17 protein-coding genes are annotated in these 15,754 nt (G+C 50.3%); 16 read left to right on the forward strand and 1 reads right to left on the reverse strand.

From position 1 onward, the window contains the following. The 16 genes from IPL71_RS21640 to IPL71_RS21715 all read left to right on the forward strand — a co-directional run. On the forward strand, positions 1 to 2,377 hold a 2,377-nt coding region (locus IPL71_RS21640; RefSeq protein ID WP_345325251.1), incomplete at its 5' end, for a SpoIIE family protein phosphatase. Positions 2,378 to 2,502: 125 nt separating this feature from the next. Next, positions 2,503 to 3,093: a hypothetical protein gene (locus IPL71_RS21645; RefSeq protein ID WP_345325253.1), complete on the forward strand. Its 591-nt coding sequence runs from the start codon at positions 2,503 to 2,505 to the stop codon at positions 3,091 to 3,093. 77 nt (positions 3,094 to 3,170) lie between these two features. Further along, a complete protein-coding gene (locus IPL71_RS21650) occupies positions 3,171 to 3,554 on the forward strand; it encodes a RidA family protein (RefSeq protein WP_345325255.1) in 384 nt (127 codons plus the stop codon). A 54-nt stretch (positions 3,555 to 3,608) separates the two neighbouring features. After that, entirely contained in the window at positions 3,609 to 4,289 is a 681-nt protein-coding gene (locus tag IPL71_RS21655; RefSeq protein WP_345325257.1) for a response regulator transcription factor, read from the forward strand. Between the two features lie 191 nt (positions 4,290 to 4,480). Further along, a complete protein-coding gene (locus IPL71_RS21660; protein WP_345325259.1) occupies positions 4,481 to 5,857 on the forward strand; it encodes a HAMP domain-containing sensor histidine kinase in 1,377 nt (458 codons plus the stop codon). 66 nt (positions 5,858 to 5,923) lie between these two features. Next, positions 5,924 to 6,934 (forward strand): glycosyltransferase family 2 protein, encoded by a 1,011-nt coding sequence (locus tag IPL71_RS21665; RefSeq protein ID WP_345325261.1) that lies wholly within the window; start codon positions 5,924 to 5,926, stop codon positions 6,932 to 6,934. After that, on the forward strand, positions 6,927 to 8,018 hold the full coding sequence (locus IPL71_RS21670; protein ID WP_345325263.1) for a sugar transferase: 1,092 nt from the start codon (positions 6,927 to 6,929) through the stop codon (positions 8,016 to 8,018). The genes IPL71_RS21665 and IPL71_RS21670 overlap by 8 nt, the downstream gene beginning before the upstream one ends. A gap of 7 nt (positions 8,019 to 8,025) precedes the next feature. Then, positions 8,026 to 8,367 carry a sugar transferase gene (locus IPL71_RS21675; RefSeq protein WP_345325265.1) on the forward strand — a complete coding sequence of 114 codons (342 nt, stop codon included), beginning with the start codon at positions 8,026 to 8,028 and terminating at the stop codon, positions 8,365 to 8,367. Between the two features lie 94 nt (positions 8,368 to 8,461). Continuing rightward, positions 8,462 to 9,388: an NAD-dependent epimerase/dehydratase family protein gene (locus IPL71_RS21680; protein ID WP_345325267.1), complete on the forward strand. Its 927-nt coding sequence runs from the start codon at positions 8,462 to 8,464 to the stop codon at positions 9,386 to 9,388. A gap of 159 nt (positions 9,389 to 9,547) precedes the next feature. Further along, a complete protein-coding gene (locus IPL71_RS21685; RefSeq protein WP_345325268.1) occupies positions 9,548 to 9,931 on the forward strand; it encodes a hypothetical protein in 384 nt (127 codons plus the stop codon). After that, entirely contained in the window at positions 9,868 to 10,494 is a 627-nt protein-coding gene (locus IPL71_RS21690; protein ID WP_345325270.1) for a nucleoside-diphosphate sugar epimerase/dehydratase, read from the forward strand. Before IPL71_RS21685 ends, IPL71_RS21690 begins: the two co-directional genes overlap by 64 nt. 14 nt (positions 10,495 to 10,508) lie before the next feature. Continuing rightward, positions 10,509 to 11,363 carry a polysaccharide biosynthesis protein gene (locus IPL71_RS21695; RefSeq protein ID WP_345325341.1) on the forward strand — a complete coding sequence of 285 codons (855 nt, stop codon included), beginning with the start codon at positions 10,509 to 10,511 and terminating at the stop codon, positions 11,361 to 11,363. 5 nt (positions 11,364 to 11,368) lie between these two features. Further along, positions 11,369 to 12,379, forward strand: a complete 1,011-nt coding sequence (locus IPL71_RS21700) for a lipid II:glycine glycyltransferase FemX (protein ID WP_345325272.1) — start codon at positions 11,369 to 11,371, stop codon at positions 12,377 to 12,379. Further along, the gene (locus tag IPL71_RS21705) at positions 12,379 to 12,894 is read left to right on the forward strand and encodes an NUDIX hydrolase (RefSeq protein ID WP_345325273.1); all 516 of its coding nucleotides are present in this window, start codon (positions 12,379 to 12,381) and stop codon (positions 12,892 to 12,894) included. Before IPL71_RS21700 ends, IPL71_RS21705 begins: the two co-directional genes overlap by 1 nt. 180 nt (positions 12,895 to 13,074) lie before the next feature. Continuing rightward, positions 13,075 to 14,049: a lipid II:glycine glycyltransferase FemX gene (locus IPL71_RS21710; RefSeq protein ID WP_345325275.1), complete on the forward strand. Its 975-nt coding sequence runs from the start codon at positions 13,075 to 13,077 to the stop codon at positions 14,047 to 14,049. Between the two features lie 82 nt (positions 14,050 to 14,131). Beyond that, the gene (locus IPL71_RS21715) at positions 14,132 to 15,067 is read left to right on the forward strand and encodes a D-cysteine desulfhydrase family protein (RefSeq protein ID WP_345325277.1); all 936 of its coding nucleotides are present in this window, start codon (positions 14,132 to 14,134) and stop codon (positions 15,065 to 15,067) included. Here the strand turns inward: IPL71_RS21715 and IPL71_RS21720 are convergent. Continuing rightward, positions 14,962 to 15,747: a polysaccharide deacetylase family protein gene (locus IPL71_RS21720; RefSeq protein WP_345325279.1), complete on the reverse strand. Its 786-nt coding sequence runs from the start codon at positions 15,745 to 15,747 to the stop codon at positions 14,962 to 14,964. The two genes, IPL71_RS21715 and IPL71_RS21720, sit on opposite strands and share 106 nt — an antisense overlap. Positions 15,748 to 15,754 lie beyond the last annotated feature (7 nt).

Consider the following 15,754-nt stretch of genomic DNA (forward strand, 5'->3'; position numbering starts at 1 on the left):
CTTTCACCCCAATGACCTGCTGATCCTGCAAGCGCTGGCGGATAATATCTCCCGCGCTGTGGAAGGTGCACGTTTATATGGAAGTTTGCGCCGCCGTGCCGACCAGCTTACGCTTGTTTCAGAGGTCAGCAAGAGTGTAAGTTCCACACTTAATCTATCCATGATCATGCGAGATGCGGCGAATCTGATTCACGAAAAATTTAAATATCCGCATGTTTCACTGTTCACGGTTCACCCAAACAGAAGAATTATTGCCTATGAAGCCGGCAGCGGTAAACGCAGTAAAAAATTAGAAGGCTACACTATCTCTTTGGACACACCGAAGGGCATCATGGTTTGGGCGGCGCGACTTGGCAAAACGATCCTGGTAAACGATGTCACACTGGATGATCGTTATGTCCCATCGCCTTTGCCGCCAAAAAATACACGCTCAGAATTGTGCGTGCCGCTGATCTTTGACGATAAAGTGGTTGGCCTGCTCGATATTCAATCTGATAAAACGAATGCCTTCACTGAAGATGACCAGATGATGTTTGAAGCTGTGGCTGATACGATGGCCGCCGCTATCCGCAATGCAGACTTATACCGTTCGGAGCAATGGCGCCGGCAGGTATCTGATAGCCTGCGTGATGTGGCAGGTTTGGTCTCTGACAATGTAGGTGTGGACGAAGTGCTCGAGATGATCCTCTCTGAGTTGGATCGCAATCTGCCGATCGATATTTCCGCCATCTGGCTTTTGCAGGATGACGATCTATGTCTATCCGCTGTGCATGGCGTGGACGCCAGCGAACTTGAAAGCGTGTGTATTGCCAACCCGGACGCGATCTACGCCATGGCTGAAGCTTTAATGTCAGATGTGCCTGTGATCCGCCGCGCAGATGAAGCACTTTGGCCTTCTGGTCTCACCGCTGGTTACGAAAATAATTACTCGTCGATTGCCGCGCCGCTACGGGTGGGTGACCGTCCGCTGGGGGTGTTGACGCTGGCGCATCATACGTCGGGGCGTTATGGTCACGAAGCGCAGGCGATTACCACCACGTTTGCGAGTTATGCATCGGTGGCGATCGAAAATGCGCGTTTGTATGATGCCGCACAGGAACAGGCGTATGCGTCTGCGGCGTTGTTGCAGGTGGCACAGGCTGTTGTAAGTTTGAATGACCTCGATGAAATATTAGGCTCAATCACACGTATCATCCCGATCCTCGTGGGTGTGCATCGTATTGCCTTATATCGCTGGGATGTTGAGCGCGAGTCGTTCACGGCTTCTCATGAATATGGCTTCTCGGAAGAAGAAGAACTTATTATGACCGAAAAGGAATTCAAGCTGGGCGAATTCCCTCTGCTTAATTTTGCACGCGAACAAGGCCGTATGTTCTCTCTGTCGCTCACACCCAACGCGGAGCCAATGTCCTGGTTGGGTATCAGGCCCGAGATTGAGGGTGAAGCGGATGTCGTAAATGCAGAGCGTCTGCTGATGGCAGTCCCGCTTTCGATTAAGAATGATCTCTTTGGTGTGATGTTAATCGAAGAGGCAGAGAATGGACGCCGCTTCCGCTCACGCCGGATTGAAATCATCAATGGCATTGCGCAACAAGCTGCGCTTGCAATTCAGAACGATCTCTTGCAGCAGGAGATGGTGGTACGTGAGCGCCTCGAAACGGAAGTGCAACTGGCGCGCCAGATCCAGCAGACTTTTATTCCGCAGTCTTTGCCGGTACGCGATGCGTGGCAGTTTGCGGCGCGTTGGCGCACGGCGCGTCAGGTGGGCGGTGACTTTTATGATGTGATCGAATTGCCGGATAATAGACTCGGTATTTTTATTGCGGATGTGGCCGATAAGGGCATGCCCGCCGCGTTGTTCATGGCGCTCACGCGGACCTTGGTGCGGGCGGCTGTGAATGAGATGAATTCTCCAGTGGATGTTTTGCGGCGTGTGAACGATCTGCTTTTGCCTGATACGCAGCAAGGTATGTTCGTGACCGCGGTGTATGGTGTATTGGATATTGAAAGTGGCGATTTTACTTTTGTGAATGCGGGGCATAATCCGCCGTTTTGGATGAAGAGCAATGGTGAGATCGAAAAATTAACTCGCACCGCGGTTGCGTTGGGTGTTATGGAACAGCCCAGTATGAAAGAGCGCACGGTGACGCTTGCAGAAGGGGATACGTTGATGTTGTATACCGACGGCCTGACCGAAGCCTTTGCTCCCGATGGAAGTTTATTCGGCGATTCACGTTTGATGGATGCGCTTCATGCCATTGAAACCAGGCACACCGCCGATGAGGTTCTTGTGCTGGTTGAACATCGCTTGAATGAGTTTATTGAATCAGTTCCGCTCGGTGATGATTTGACCATGCTTGCCGTGCGAAGGGTGTAAAAGATTGTTTTTCTTTCGTCTTTTATGTTTCTAAAATTTACAATTGTTTTACACCCCAGCCACACCCGCATTACTCTGTAAATCTAAAATCACATCGTAATCTAAATCTAAAAAGGAGACTTACGATGAAAAATATATTCAACAAAATGGTATTGACCGCTCTGGTTGCAGCCCTCGTCTTCGCCGCGTTCCCGATGACCAGCGCTTTTGCGCAGGGAGAAAATCCACCCAAGACCGATGTGACCAATGAGCAACTTGAGCAGGTTTGGGCGCGTCAGTTGAAAGCATATGAAAAGATCGGCAAGGGATTTGAAGACACCGATGCGCAAATTGCAAAGATGCAGGCCAGAATCGACAAGGCCGCCGAAAGTGGCAAGGATGTGACTGCCTTGCAGTCCGCGTTGGATGCATTTGAATCCGCGTTGAAGAGTGCCAAACCGAATTATGACAGTATTCGAGGTGTTGTTACTTTACACGAAGGATTTGATGCAAGCGGAAAAGTAACTGATGCCGAGAAAGCCAAGTCCACGGTGCAGGAGATGCGCACCAAGATGCAGGAACTTAAATCCGCAATGGGTGGGACGGGCAAGGCCTTGCGCGATGCATTGAAAGCCTTCCGCGAAGCAAACATATCCAGACTTCGGAAATCTTTTAATATGCCTTTCGGCTTAGGCAAGGCAGATTTCCGAAGTCTTTCTAATCAGATGAAGTTTTAATAATTTTTAATAACAAGCGGTAAAATGAACGGGTCTTATGCGTGATCTTTGAAATCAAATCCCTACAAGAGGTAATCATGAATAGAACCGTTGTCCATACTGATAAAGCGCCCAAGGCCATTGGCCCGTATTCACAGGCAATCCGCACTGAAACCATGATCTACACCGCAGGCCAGACCGGGTTGGACCCCGCCACAGGTGAGTTGGTCGCAGGCGGTGTTGAAGCGCAGACACGTCAGGTACTTGTCAATTTGAAAAATGTGATCGAAGCGGCTGGTTCCTCGATCGGGAATGTAGTCAAGACCACTGTGTTCTTAACAGACATGAGTGACTTCCCAAAGATGAACGCGATTTACGCCGAGTTCTTTGGCGAGAATCCGCCCGCTCGCAGTACAGTGGCTGTGGCTGGTTTGCCCAAAGGTGGAGTGGTTGAGATCGAAGCGGTTGTATTGATTGGGTAATTAATATTACAGACCCTAAAGGTTTTTAAAACCTTTAGGGTCTTATATAAAAACATGACATCTGAACTGATCCTGCTGGTAGACGATGAACCATCCATTATTCAACTCTCGCGCATGTATTTTGAGCGGGATGGTTTTCGTGTGCAGGAGATCAACGATGGTGAGGCTGCGCTTGAGGCGGTTGTAAAGCATCGTCCGGCGTTGATCGTGTTGGATGTCATGCTGCCAAAACTCGATGGTTTTGAAGTCTGTCGTAAATTGCGTGCGAGCGGAGATCAAACTCCGATCATCATGCTCACGGCACGCGATGAAGACATCGATAAAATTCTCGGTCTCGAACTCGGCGCGGATGATTATCTGACCAAGCCGTTTAATCCACGTGAATTGATTGCGCGCGTCAAGGCGATCTTGCGCCGTAGTGACGGGAAGCAAAAGACAGACGGCAAGCCGATCCATCGTGGTGACTTGACGATTGATCCCTCTTCACGTGAAGTGCGCATCGCTGCGCGGACCGTTGAGCTGCGTACCCAGGAATTTGACCTTTTACTCACTTTGGCAGAGCAGCCCGGCCGTGTCTTTAGCCGTGAGCAGTTACTTCAGCTCGCCTGGGGATTTGACTTCTACGGCCAGACCCGCACGGTGGATGTCCACATTGCGCATCTGCGTAAAAAGCTGGAGGGCGGTTCTGTGAAAATAGAAACTGTCACCGGCGTGGGGTATAAGTTGATCGTATAACTATATATATTACATCCTGAGCGGAGTGACGAATGCACTTTGAGGAACAAAGCCGAAGGATGTAATGTAACTGCCTCTTCCCAAAATTGTATTTGCGGAGCCGCCCTTCGGCTTCGCTCAGGATGTCCTTCGACTTCGCCGCACAAAACAAAATTCGTGCGGCTCCGCTCAGGATGTAATATATTTCCCTTATGTTTTCCTCTCTGCGTTCCCGTCTTTGGTTGAGTTATGCCTTGCTGATCGTCACAGCACTGGGTGTTGTGGCGACGTTTCTATTTGTTTATCTGGTGCGTAATCCCTTGTTGTATCGCCAGACAACTGAAAGATTGCAGGCTGTACAGTCAATTGTGATGGAGCGGGAGAATGTGCCTGAGAATCAGCCCATTTCTGTGGCGGCGCAAAAAGCCGCGCGGACCTTTGATGTGCGGGTGTTGATATTTTCTCAGGACAAGCAATTGATGCTGGATACTGCTGATAAAGAGGCATCACTACCGTTTCCTGAAAAGAAGGCGCTTCAGCGCAAGAATCCCATTATGCGTGATGGAAACGGCGGGGTGTGGCTGTATTCCATTGAACAGCTTCCTGATAAAACCTATCTGGTTGTGGCTGCGCCGCGGCCACGGCTTTCGATTGTGAATATCATTGCTGATGAATTTTTGTCGCCCTTCCTACGAGGCGGATTAATAGCACTGCTGCTCTCTCTGGTTCTGGCTTTTCTCTTTGCGCGTTGGATCGCAGACCCGCTGCAAAAGGTGGTGATCGCGGCCCGGGGAATGCCGTCCGCTGAGATTAAGCCGGTAGAACCGCAGGGCCCGCATGAAGTCCAGGAGTTGACGCGCGCTTTTAATTCCATGATCGTGCGCACGCAGGCGAGTCAAAAATCCCAAAGAGATTTTGTTGCGAATGTGTCTCATGAATTGAAAACACCGCTGACCTCTGTGCAGGGATTTGCTCAAGCTATTTTGGATGGCACAGCCGATACAGAGCAGACTCGTCAGCAGGCGGCGCAGGTGATCTTTAATGAGTCTGGCCGTATGCATCGCATGGTTTTGGATCTGCTTGATCTGGCGCGGCTCGATGCAGGCACGGCGGATATTACGATGTCGCCGGTTAATGTGCCTGCGTTGTTGAATGCCATTCGTGAAAAATTTATGCCGCAATCGCAAAAGGCGGGCGTGGTAGTGACTGTAGATGTTGCGGCGAATCTGCCAGCTTTGATCGCAGATGGTGACCGTCTGGCGCAGGTCTTTACCAATCTTGTGGATAATGCGCTGAAGTTTACGCCGGAGGGCGGTGCGGTGTTGTTGAGTGCTTCAGTTGAAAATGGAGAAATGCATATCTCTGTGACGGATACCGGCGCGGGAATCCCGGATGAATCCCAGGCGCATATCTTCGACCGTTTTTATCAGGCCGACCCTTCCCGCAAGGGCGGTGAGAAGCACGGCGCTGGGCTGGGGCTGGCGATTGCGCACGATATTGTGCAGGCGCATGGTGGTAAAATAAACGTCCGCAGTAGGCTGGGGGAAGGGACATCTTTTGATGTGTTCCTGCCTTTGATGGGAAAATAAACACCTAAATTTCGGAAGTCTTCTTTTCAGACAGTTCAAAGCAGACTTCCGAATTTTTATCGCCTTATGCCAAAACTTCCTTTTGTTTCGATCATTGTCCCTTGTTATAACGAAGAGACCACCATTCTTCATCTGCTTGATGCCGTTCTCGCGCAGACCTATCCGCGCGCGCAGATGGAGTTGGTCATCTCTGATGGTATGTCCACTGACCGGACACGGGATGTGGTGGCAGGCTTTCAAAAGGAACATGCTGACCTTGCGGTGCGGGTGGTTGAGAATTCAGCGCGGACGATTCCCTCGGGACTGAATCAGGCTATTCGTGAGTCAAGAGGCGAGATCATTGTCCGCCTGGATGCGCACTCGATGCCCATTCCAGAATATGTGGAGCGTTGTGTCGCGGCACATGAAGCGGGCCTGGGTGACAATGTGGGCGGTGTGTGGGAGATCCGCTCGGGGGCGCCGACCTGGGTTGCAAATGCGATCTCGTTCGCGGCAGCGCATCCGCTGGGTGTGGGCGATGCGATGTATCGCCTTAACGCAAAAGCTGGCGCGGTGGATACGGTTCCGTTCGGTTCTTTCCGCCGTTCATTGGTCGAAAAGATCGGCGCGTTCGATGAAACGCTTTTGGCAAATGAAGATTATGAATTCAATACACGGGTGCGTGAATCAGGTGGCACGGTCTGGCTGGATCCGTCGATTCGTTCGGTATATTTTTCACGCAGCACATTGGGGAAACTTGCAAGCCAATACTGGCGTTATGGATTTTGGAAGATGAAAATGCTGCAACGCTATCCGCATACCTTGCGCTGGCGGCAGGCATTGCCCCCGCTATTTGTATTAAGCCTGTTTATTCTTATTGTGTTATCCTTATTTATCGGGTTCGCGCGTTATGTTCTGGCTGCCCAATTATTTGTTTATTTTTTTGTGCTGGGGCTGGCTGGTTTAAGATTGTCAATCAAAAAAAATACAGGATCTCTTTTACTTGGGCTTCCGCTCGCGATCTCGACCATGCACATAACATGGGGCACGGGATTTTTGTGGAGCGGAATTTCAAGTCTTTTTACCAAGAATGGCTGATATTTACCGACCCTCATTAAGGCTACGACCAAGCGAGCAGCGATTTATTTTACTGCTGGGCGATTTTATTGCATCTGTCAGCGCCATGGGCGGCGCGATCTACTTTTGGTATCAATACTCCTTAAATAAATTGATTCAAAGCGGATTAACAGAAGCCCGGGCTGAACGTCTGTTGACAATCGAAGTCCCTCTGTGGTTTTATTTGCTTCCGCTTGTCTGGCTATTGTTAATGGTTGAATCCTATGAAACCCATACCGCTTCCAGTTGGAAAAAGACTCTGCGAAGCATTGCCGTGGCTCCGATTGTCGGGCTGTTGGCTTATTCTCTGCTCTTCACGATTAATCTTGACCCGAACTCTCTTCCCCGTATCGCAGTGGGTGCGTTTCTGGTGCTCGCATCTCTCTTAACCTTGATCTGGCGCGGCATCTATATTCGACTCTACACCTCATCAGGGTTTATGCGTCGTGTGTTGATCGTTGGCGCGGGGAAAGCCGGCTATTCGCTCGCTGATATTTACCGCAAATTAAATCCGCCGCCCTTTAATTTAATTGGTTATATTGATGATGATCCGAGAAAACAAGGAAAAAGTTTTCACGGTTTCAGGGTTTTTGGTCCCAGTGAACGATTACTGGATATTATCGAAGAAATGCATATTTCTGATATTGTGGTTGCGATCACCGGCGAGGTAAAAGGCACTACATTCCAAACGATCCTGGATGTGCAGGAGCGGGGCGTGGAAGTGACTCGTATGCCCATTATGTATGAAGAGATGACCCAGCGTGTGCCTGTTGAGCATCTTGAATCAGACTGGGTTATCCGTTCATTTGTAGATCAGGTGCGTGTGAGCGGCGTATATGAATTATTCAAACGCCTGATGGATATTTTTGGCGGATTGACCGGCTTATTGATCTTTGTGATCGTGTTTCCATTTACAGCGTTTGCGATCATTGTAGAAAGCGGTTTCCCTATTTTTTATTCACAGGAAAGATTGGGTAAAGGCGGGCGTATATTCAGGATCTATAAATTTCGATCCATGTTACAAAACGCGGGAGGATGGCGAAGCCAGACCTGCTACGATCAATGATCCTAGAGTGACACGTGTTGGAAACTTCCTGCGTCGCACCCGTCTGGATGAAATGCCGCAGTTCCTGAGCGTATTAACGGGCGAGATGAGTCTCGTCGGTCCGCGTGCCGAACGGCCAGAATTGGTGGCGCAATTTCAAAAGCAAATTCCCTTTTACCGTGCGCGTCTATTGGTCAAACCAGGGCTGACGGGCTGGGCGCAGATCAACTATGGCTATGTGGCAAGCGTTAAAGAAACTGTCGTTAAACTTGAATATGACTTGTATTACATCAAACACCGCACGCTAAATATGGACTTTAATATTGTGCTGCGCACCATCGGCACAGTTATTCGAAGAACTGGCAGATAATCATTAACAGAAAGACTTCTGAAGTCTTTCTGTTGGGGCTCTTGCCATTAATCAATAATGTCCCGAAGGTTTAATCTCATGGAGAAAATATAAAATGAAATATCTAATCACTGGTGGAGCAGGGTTTATCGGTTCTCACATTGCGCGTGCTTTGCTTCAACAGGGCGCTGACGTTCGTATATTGGACAACTTTTCTTCAGGCAAACGTGAAAACTTAAGCGGGCTCGACGTCGAAGTCATCGAAGGTGATCTGCGTGACATTTCACGCGTGACTGAAGCTGTGCGCGGCGTGAATGTTGTTTTCCACGAAGCCGCATTTGTCTCTGTGGCTGAGTCGATGGAGAAACCCCAGGAATGTTTCGATGTAAATGTGACGGGAACTTCCATTCTTTTTGAATCAGCTCGCAGGGCGGGTGTGAATCGAATTGTCATCGCTTCCAGTGCCGCAGTCTATGGTGACACAACCGCCATGCCGCTCGTGGAAGATACTCCGCTAAAACAGCTTTCGCCATACGCCACCTCAAAACGTGTGGATGAAATGTATGCCGAACTATTCACTCATCAATTTGGCTTGGAAGTTGCCGTGCTGCGTTATTTCAATGTCTACGGCCCACGCCAGCGGCCTGATTCAATGTATGCCGCCGCGGTACCGATCTTCATCCGCCGTATGCTGGATAACAAGCCCATCACTATCTTTGGCGATGGCGGCCAAAGCCGTGACCTGGTCAACGTGCGCGATGTGGTACAGGCCAATCTGCTTGCGTCAACTCATCCCGCCGCTCCCGGACAAATCTTCAACGTTTGCACCGGTATCGAGACTCGTCTGCTTGACCTGCTCGATATTCTCTACGAAGTTTTCCCAACGCCCCTAAACATGTCCACGCTGAACCACGCGCCGGCGACATCTACCGCTCGATCGGCACCACCCAAAAAAGCCATGGATATCCTCGGCTTCAAACCTCAGGTCACATTGGCTGATGGTGTGAAGGAAGCCGTTGAGGAAATGGGCAGTAAAAAGTAAAGGTAAGCAGTAAAAAGTAACGCCGACTTCACTTCTCACTTCTCACTTCACCTTTTTCATCCTTCATCCTTCTGCCTTCATCCTTTCAATGTCCTCCTCCCGTTCCACGTCCGCAACCGTTTCGTCTTAATTGGCGACCTCGCCCTCATCATCGTTTCGGTGCTGGGCAGTTTCGCATTGCGGCTGGATGTGAGTCAGCTCCCGTTTTATTTCCCCGCTGCATTGATGATGTGCGCGGTATCTTTGCTGGTTAAAGTTCCGGTATATTTTTATTTTGGCCTATATCGCCGCTTATGGCTCTATGCCAGCACAAGCGAACTGCGGCTTATTACGGTTGCCGTCACCACCGCTTCCGTATTAACCTCGGGCATTATGCTCGTGTTGATCAATATTGAATTCCTCCAGCCCGGTATGCCGCGCTCCGCTCTCGGCATCGACTGGCTCCTCTCGCTCGTCTTGATCGGCGGCTCGGTTTTGCCTTGCGTATTCTCTCGGAGCAATCTAATACACGCCCGGATGGAAAAGCCAAACGCGTACTTATAATCGGCGCCGGTGATGCGGGCGCGCTTGTTGTGCGTGAACTGCAAAGACCTTCGCAATTAAATCTCATCCCGATCGGTTTTCTTGATGATGACCCCGCGAAACAGAATCACCAGATCTACGGCGTCTCCGTCATCGGCAAAGTGGATAAACTCTCAGGCATTCTCGACAACCAGCAAGTAGATGAAGTTATCATCGCCATTCCATCTGCGCCCGGCAATATCATTCGTTTGGTTAACGATGCCTGCCGCCAAAAGGGAATCCCTTCGCGCACCATGCCCGGCATTTATGAACTCATCGGCGGCAAGGTCAGTGTCAACCGTTTGCGCGAAGTGGACATCACCGACTTGCTGCGCCGTGAACCGATCCGTGTTAACGATGAAAAAGTGGGGCTCTCACTCGAAGGCAAGCGCGTACTTGTCACAGGGGCGGGTGGCTCCATTGGAAGCGAACTCAGTCGTCAGATTGCGCGTCGGAATCCCGCAGAGTTGGTGCTGCTTGGTCATGGCGAAAATTCCATCTTTGAGATTTTGCTTGAACTGCAAAGCAATTACCCCCATCCTTAAAACTTGTTCCGGTCATCGCTGATATTCGCAATGCAGAGCGCGTCGACTCGGTCTTCAAAACACATCAACCGCAAATTGTCTTCCACGCTGCCGCGCATAAACACGTTTCATTAATGGAAGCCAATCCTGTTGAAGCCATCACCAACAATGTGATCGGCACACGCAACCTCGTGCAAGCTGCGCTCGATCACAACATCGAACGCTTCGTGCTCATCTCCACCGATAAAGCGGTGCGCCCATCCAGCATTTATGGCGCAACCAAACGCCTCGCAGAAATGACAGTCATTGATGCGGCGCATCAACACAAGCGCGCTTTCACCGTTGTCCGTTTTGGAAATGTGCTTGGCTCACGCGGCAGTATCATTCCCATTTTCAAAAATCAAATCGCCAATGGCGGTCCCGTTACCATTACACATCCCGATATGGTTCGATTTTTCATGACCATTCCCGAAGCCGTGTATCTCGTGCTGCAAGCATCGTCCATGCAAAATGGCGGCGAAGTATTTGTGCTTAACATGGGTCAGCCTGTGCGCATTCTCGATCTGGCCGAAGACCTCATTAAACTTTCAGGCCTTGAACCCAACAAAGATATTGAGATCACTTTCACCGGCATTCGCCCCGGCGAAAAACTCGCGGAAGAATTATGGGATGAGGGCACGCCTCTCATGCAGACTTCACACCCCGATATTTTCCGCCTCGATCAAGACGCATCTTTCCTAATCCCAAATCTGCCTCAGGCCATTGAGCAGTTATCTGCCCTCGGCACAGACCGTGCCGCCATCAACAAATTTATTGATGAATTAATTCCCGGCTCGCACATCAGTGAAACGCAGCCTTCTGATCTTCAACCCTTAACCCTTGATCTATAAAACTTATGCCTGAAGTTAATCTCACCGAATGGAATCATTTTCTTAAATCCCACCCCAATGCACATTTACTTCAAATGGGGGAATGGGGAGAATTAAAGAGGGGCTTTGGATGGAAACCAGCCCGCGTCATTTCGACAAGCTCAACGCATCGCATTCCTAACAACGAAATTGGTGCGCAGATCCTCTTCCGCCGCCTGCCTTTAGGCCTGACTCTCGGCTACATGCCGAAACCCGTGGACAGTGGACAGTGGACAGGGGACGGTGAAAAGTTCTGGAAAGAAGTTGATTCCATTTGTAAAAAGAATCACGCCATCTTCCTAAAAATAGAACCCGATGCATGGGAAGAAACCTTTGACTTTCGACCTTCGACCTTCGACATTTCTCCCCACAATATCCAACCTCCGCGCACCATCGTCATTTCAATTAAAGACAGCGAAGAACAAATCCTTGCGCGCATGAAACCCAAATGCCGCTATAACATCCGCCTTGCTGAGAAAAAGGGAATCACCGTCCGCACATGGGACGATATTCCTGCATTCCATGAAATGATGACCGTCACCGGCGGACGTGATAATTTTGGCGTGCATTCAAAAGAATATTATCAACGTGCCTATGAATTGTTCCATCCCAAAGGGACATGTGAATTACTGGTCGCTGAATTCGAAGGCAAACCGCTCGCCTCGCTGATGGTCTTTGCAGACGCGACTCGCGCCTGGTATGTCTACGGCGCATCCAACGATCAGGAACGCAACCGTATGCCAACTTATCTTTTGCAGTGGGAAGCGATCCGCTGGGCAAAGGCACGCGGCTGCGAAGAATATGATCTATGGGGTGTTCCCGACGAAAACGAAGAAACACTCGAAGCCAACTTTGAAAACCGCCACGACGGCCTGTGGGGCGTTTACCGTTTCAAGCGCGGCTTTGGCGGACAGTTAAAGCGCGCCGCGCAAGCCCTGGACAGAGTCTATAATCCGCTGTTGTATTGGGCGTATTTGCGTTTTCTTGGAAATCGATAATGTCAGCTCACTATTGCTTTCAATGTGGACATGCACTTGAATTACGTCACATTGACCAACGCGAACGGGAGGTTTGTCCCGCCTGTAATTGGATCTATTACGCTCAACTGAAAGTAGGCGCGGCGATGTTGATCGAACGTGATAATCAATTGCTGCTTTTACAGCGTACGGAAGAACCCTGGAAGGGGAGTTGGATGCTGCCCGCGGGTTACGTCGAAGCAGATGAAGACCCGCAGGATGCCGCTCATCGCGAAGTCTTTGAAGAAACGGGTCTTGTTGTGGAAGCGAGTGAATTCATCTACGCTTATTATTTTTCAGATGATCCGCGTGGAAATGGCGTCTCCTTTGTGTATAAGGCCAGGATGATCTCTGGCGAAATCAAACTCAACGAAGAATCAACAGCCGCGCAGTATTTCTCATGGCAGGAAATCCCGCCGTATCTGACAAAGGGCGGGCACGATCAAGTTATTAGCGGCTGGCAATCACAAGCCCGGCAGAGAGAAAACCAGAAATAATGTCTAATTCATGGAATGAACTGATCTCGAAACTCCCGAACCCGCACTTTCTCCAAACCTATGAATGGGGACAGGTGAAGGCGAAGTATGGTTGGGTGCCGTTTTATGTGGTTTGGGATAAAGATGGAAAGATGAAAGTGAGAAAGAAAGATTCAATGTCTTTCTACTTTCCACTCACCAGTGGTTGCCGCCTGCCTTGTCCTCAAACGCACCATCCTCTCACGCGGATTTGTCGCACGCTCGTCTGTGCTGTATGCGCCGAAGGGTCCGCTTATGGATTGGGAGAATACGTCCCTGCGGACTCGCGTGCTGAATGATTTGCAAACTTTTGCCAAACAACAAAGTGCCATCTTCCTGAAAATTGACCCTGATGTTGTCCTCGGGCGCGGAGTCCCTGCCAGCGAAGGGGATGTCACAGAAAACAGCGGCCCAGCTATCCGGTCCGAATTGACGCGCAGGGGGTGGGTCTATTCGTCGGATCAGATCCAATTCCGCAATTCAGTCCTGATCGATGTCACATCCACTGAAGAAGAAATGCTCGCACGCATGAAACCGAAGACGCGCTACAACGTGCGTCTCGCAGAAAAAAAAGGTGTGACCGTGCGTGTTGGCACAGCCGATGATCTGCCGATGCTTTACAAAATGTATGCGGAAACATCTGTGCGTGATGGCTTTGTGATTCGCGATGAAAACTATTACATGACCGTCTGGAAATTATTTATGCGGTCAGCCGTCAGCGGTCAGCCGTCAGCTATTCCCTTGATCGCCGAAGTCGAAGGTCAACCCGTCGCTGCTATTTTTCTTTTTATGTTTGCGGGCCGTGCTTATTATGTGTATGGTATGTCGCGCAATCTTCATCGTGAAAAAATGCCGACTTATCTTTTGCAATGGGAAGCAATGAAGCGCGCAAAGGCAAATGGCTGCACTGCGTATGATCTGTGGGGCGCGCCGGAAGTCTTCGATGAAAGTGACTCGATGTGGGGCGTCTATCGTTTCAAGGAAGGCCTGGGAGGAGAAGTTATCCGCACGCTGGGTGCGTATGATTTTGCGCCGAGTAAATTTTTCTATAAACTATATTCCGAAGTCGTGCCGCGTGTGTTGGATGTGATGCGCTCGCGCGGGAAAGAAAAGACGAAGCAGGGATTGAGTGAGTGAGAAGTAAAAGGTGAGAAGTAAAAAGTAAACAAGTTTTGCTTCTCACTTATTACTTTTACTTCTTACCAACAAAGGAGTCAACATGAAAACTATTCCTCGATTAAATTTTGCACATCTTCCCACTCCGATCGAAGAACTTCCGCGCCTGACAGAAGCCTTGGGCGGACCGCGCATTCTTGTCAAACGCGATGACCAAACGGGACTTGCCTTTGGCGGCAATAAGACCCGCAAGTTGGAGTTTCTTGTAGCAGAAGCACGCGAGCAAGGCGCGCGGACCTTGATCTCGGCGGGCGCGATCCAATCGAATCACTGCCGGCAGACGGTGGCGGCTGCGGCGCGGTTTGGCTTTGACTGTACGCTTGTGTTGACTGGTGATCGTCCGGCTCAGCCTTCTGCAAATTTTTTACTTGACCAACTCTTCGGCGCGGAAATTATCACCGTGGCTGATCGCAAAGATCGTGACCGCATTTTGCAGGAAACGTTTGATAATGCGGTTGCCGCTGGAAAGAAACCTTATCTCGTACCCTACGGCGGATCAAGCCCGACGGGCGCGCTGGGTTATGCCTTCGCGATGGAAGAATTCATGAATCAAAACATGAACGTGGACTGGATCGTCTTCGGCACGTCTTCGGGCGGCACACATGCGGGACTGGTCTTGGGGCAGCGGGTGTTTGGGTTCAAAGGCAAAGTGCTGGGAATCAGCATTGACGAACCGGTAGCACAACTCAAGGCACATGTCTCTGAGTTGGCGTCACAGGCCAGCGAAAAACTCGGCGAGCGGATTCATTTCACAGGTGATGATGTTCTTGCGAACGAAAATTATTGTCAGGCTGGTTATGGAGTCTTCGGAGCAGGGGAGCGGGAGGCGATTAAATTATTTGCCAGCAATGAAGGTTTGTTGCTTGATCCCGTCTATACGGGCCGCGCCGCGGCTGGAATGATCTCCACGCACGTTCTTGTTAACGAAACGCCTGCATTCACATCACACCCATCAGAGTTGACCTGCTCGCGCAGATAATCGTCGTAGAGTTTGCTTAGGGTGACCAGTTCCCAGTTGTTGGCTTTTAGCCACGGGTAGGCCAGTACGCTGGAGTTGTAATCCTGGGTGCGGATGTGCATTTGCACGATGTCGCCGCCTTTGCCTTCCTGAATGGCGCGGACCACTACATCAGGTTCGCCGCCGCCGCCGATGGAGAACAACGCTGAAACCAGTCCGCGCTCCTGACAGAGCACATCCAATGTGTAACTGATGACATCATACGGCGGGCGGATAAAGCGGACTTTGTGCTCTGCCTCCAGTACCTGAGTCAATGCGCCGTACCATTTGTCGTAGTCCATTAGCGCGGTGGCAGGAGACATCACGCCGAGGTTGACATGATCGAAGGTGTGATAGCCGATCTCGTGGCCTTTGTCTACGAGGCGTTTCCAGATGCCGGGGTCTTGCTGTTCAAGGTCGAGCAGTTTTATGCCAACCGGGAAGAAGGTCACTTTGAAATCGGGGAATTCATTGAGCAGCGCTTCAAGGTCTTGCATTTTGTTGAGCAGATAGCAATCATCATAAGTAAATGCCATGCGCTTAAATTTGCGGGTTCCGTTCCAGATCAAGGGCGCGGTGAAATTCGGCTCATCCTGCAATGGAATATATTTGCTCGCGGATATTCCGAGCGATGCGAGCAGCGCCGTGCTGCCAAGTTTCAAAAAATCT

Origin of the sequence: Candidatus Villigracilis proximus, from assembly GCF_016717045.1 — a bacterium.
Classification (GTDB): domain Bacteria; phylum Chloroflexota; class Anaerolineae; order Anaerolineales; family Villigracilaceae; genus Villigracilis; species Villigracilis proximus.

Coding starts and splice junctions, on each gene's coding strand:
- IPL71_RS21645 (WP_345325253.1), top strand. CDS start 2,503: ATGAAAAATATATTCAACAAAATGGTATTGACCGCTCTGGTTGCAGCC.
- IPL71_RS21650 (WP_345325255.1), top strand. CDS start 3,171: ATGAATAGAACCGTTGTCCATACTGATAAAGCGCCCAAGGCCATTGGC.
- IPL71_RS21655 (WP_345325257.1), top strand. CDS start 3,609: ATGACATCTGAACTGATCCTGCTGGTAGACGATGAACCATCCATTATT.
- IPL71_RS21660 (WP_345325259.1), top strand. CDS start 4,481: ATGTTTTCCTCTCTGCGTTCCCGTCTTTGGTTGAGTTATGCCTTGCTG.
- IPL71_RS21665 (WP_345325261.1), top strand. CDS start 5,924: ATGCCAAAACTTCCTTTTGTTTCGATCATTGTCCCTTGTTATAACGAA.
- IPL71_RS21670 (WP_345325263.1), top strand. CDS start 6,927: ATGGCTGATATTTACCGACCCTCATTAAGGCTACGACCAAGCGAGCAG.
- IPL71_RS21680 (WP_345325267.1), top strand. CDS start 8,462: ATGAAATATCTAATCACTGGTGGAGCAGGGTTTATCGGTTCTCACATT.
- IPL71_RS21700 (WP_345325272.1), top strand. CDS start 11,369: ATGCCTGAAGTTAATCTCACCGAATGGAATCATTTTCTTAAATCCCAC.
- IPL71_RS21705 (WP_345325273.1), top strand. CDS start 12,379: ATGTCAGCTCACTATTGCTTTCAATGTGGACATGCACTTGAATTACGT.
- IPL71_RS21715 (WP_345325277.1), top strand. CDS start 14,132: ATGAAAACTATTCCTCGATTAAATTTTGCACATCTTCCCACTCCGATC.